3 protein-coding genes are annotated in these 2093 nt (G+C 64.1%); 2 read left to right on the top strand and 1 reads right to left on the bottom strand.

Translation table 11 applies throughout. The features are described 5' to 3' along the window. Together AC5DC2_RS23420 and AC5DC2_RS23415 are read left to right on the top strand one after the other, a co-directional pair. Window positions 1-670: peptidoglycan -binding protein (locus AC5DC2_RS23420; RefSeq protein ID WP_491700220.1), on the top strand; the 670-nt coding region annotated here is incomplete at its 5' end. Window positions 671-866: 196 nt separating this feature from the next. Then, window positions 867-1754, top strand: a complete 888-nt coding sequence (locus tag AC5DC2_RS23415; RefSeq protein WP_491700219.1) for a DMT family transporter — start codon at window positions 867-869, stop codon at window positions 1752-1754. A gap of 3 nt (window positions 1755-1757) precedes the next feature. On the opposite strand, the gene AC5DC2_RS23410 is transcribed toward AC5DC2_RS23415, so the two are convergent. Beyond that, window positions 1758-2093: ATP-binding cassette domain-containing protein (locus tag AC5DC2_RS23410; RefSeq protein WP_491700218.1), on the bottom strand; the 336-nt coding region annotated here is incomplete at its 5' end.

The following is a 2093-nucleotide window of genomic DNA, read 5'->3' as shown; positions in this document are numbered from 1 at the left end:
TTCCGAGGACCTGGAGGCCGAGCGGCAGCTGAAGGCCAAGGCCCAAAGTCAGCTCGCGCTGCTCAACCAGCAGATTTCCGCGCTTCGCGCCCAGCTTGCCGCGGTCGAGGAGGCACTGGAGATTTCCGAGGCCAAGGACGAGGCCTCCCAGGCGCGCATCGCCGATCTCGGCCGCCGGCTGAACACCGCGCTTGCGCAGAAGGTGCAGGAACTCAATCGCTATCGTTCGGATTTCTTCGGCAGGCTGCGGCAGATCCTCTCCGACCGCGAAAATATCCGGGTCGTCGGCGACCGTTTCGTGTTCCAGTCGGAGGTTCTCTTTCCCTCCGGCTCCGACGAACTGAATGATGACGGCCGGGCCGAGCTCTCCAAGCTGGCGACGGCGCTGCTGGAAATCGCGCCGGAAATTCCGGAGGACATCAACTGGGTGCTGCGCGTCGACGGCCACACCGATGACGTGCCGATCCGCCCCGGCGGCCAGTTTTCCGACAACTGGGAGCTTTCGACCGCGCGCGCGAATTCCGTGGTCCGTTATCTCATCTCGCAGGGCGTGCCGGCGACCCGTCTTGTGGCGGCGGGCTTTGCCGAATATCAGCCGATCGCGCCGGGCGATACGGCGGAAGCGCGCGCCCAGAACCGGCGCATCGAGTTCAAGCTGACCGAGCGCTGAGGCAGTGGCCACGCCATTGGCGCGCCGGGCTTGCCTTCAGGCGCGCTCTTTTCTATTCTGCGAACTCCGCAAGGGTGGTACGGCGCGACGCGCCCAACCGCCGCGTTCTTTGTGAACGCTGTTCTTCCTGACAAGCGGACGAGGGTTCCTCCAGGAAGCATCCCAAGACGAACAGATGCTTGTTCAGGAGTGAGAAATGACCTTCGTTCTGCCCGCACGGGCTGCGCGCTGGCGGCCCGACAGCCGTCTTGTCGCGATCTTTCTGATGATCGGCGGCGTTGCCGCCTTCACTTTTGTCGATACGCTGACGAAAATACTGACGTCCCGGCACGAGCCGGTCATGCTTGTCTTCGTGCAATCCGGACTGGCTGCGGCAATGGTGCTGCCGATCGCGGCTTCGAAGGGCAGGGCGGGCTTTGTCATCAAGTCGCCGCGCCTGCTGCTGATCCGCTCGGCGCTCGGCGTTCTGGTCAGCTTCCTGATCTTCACCTCGCTGTCGCTGTTGCCCTTCACGGTGGCTTCCTCGCTGTTCCAGCTCGAGACCTTCTTCGTCATTCCGCTGGCGATCGTGCTGCTGAAAGAGAAGGCGGACTGGCGCCGCTGGCTGGCCGTCGCGCTCGGCCTTTCCGGCGCCTTCCTGATCCTCAGGCCGGGCAGCGAGGCCTTTCAGCTTGCCGGGCTCGTGGCGATCGCGGCGGCAATCGCGCTTGCTGCGAAGAATATCGTCCTGAAAATGCTGGCGATGAACGAGGCTTTCCTGCCGGCGCTGTTCTGGATGTATGCCTTGATGGCGGCGATCGCGGCCATTCCGGCGATGTTCTTCTGGTCGCCGATCGGGCTTGGCGATCTTGGGCTGCTGCTCTTGTCGGCGCTGCTGGTCAATACCAGCAATTACTGCATGCTGAGAGCCTTTTCCATGGCCGATGCGGTGGTGCTGACGCCTGCCCTGCACATGGCGCTGCCGCTGGCGGTGATGATGGGTCTGGTGGTCTTCGGCGAATGGCCGCAGCCCATCGTCTGGGCGGGCATCGCGCTGATTTTCGCCGCCACCTTCATGCCGACGGGGCGCAAACCTAAACCCTGACGCTCAGGCGCTTTCCTCGGTGGAAAACTGCAGGCGCGCCAGGCGGGCATAAAGCCCGTTTCTGGCGACGAGTTCCTCATGCGTTCCTTCCTCGACGATATGGCCCTCATCCATCACCAGGATGCGGTCGGCGGAAAGCACCGTCGCCAGACGATGGGCGATCACCAGGGTCGTGCGCCCCTTCATCAGTTCGCCAAGCGCCTGCTGTACGAGCGTCTCGCTTTCCGCATCAAGCGCGGAGGTCGCCTCGTCGAGCAGCAGGACCGGCGCGTCGCGCAATACGGCGCGGGCAATGGCGATGCGCTGGCGCTGGCCGCCGGAAAGGGTGATGCCGCGCTC

The sequence above is a fragment of the Martelella sp. genome, assembly GCF_984369615.1.
Note: the sequence above shows the minus strand (reverse complement) of the source record. Positions and strands in the feature narration are given on the sequence as shown.

Coding starts and splice junctions, on each gene's coding strand:
- AC5DC2_RS23415 (WP_491700219.1), top strand. CDS start 867: ATGACCTTCGTTCTGCCCGCACGGGCTGCGCGCTGGCGGCCCGACAGC.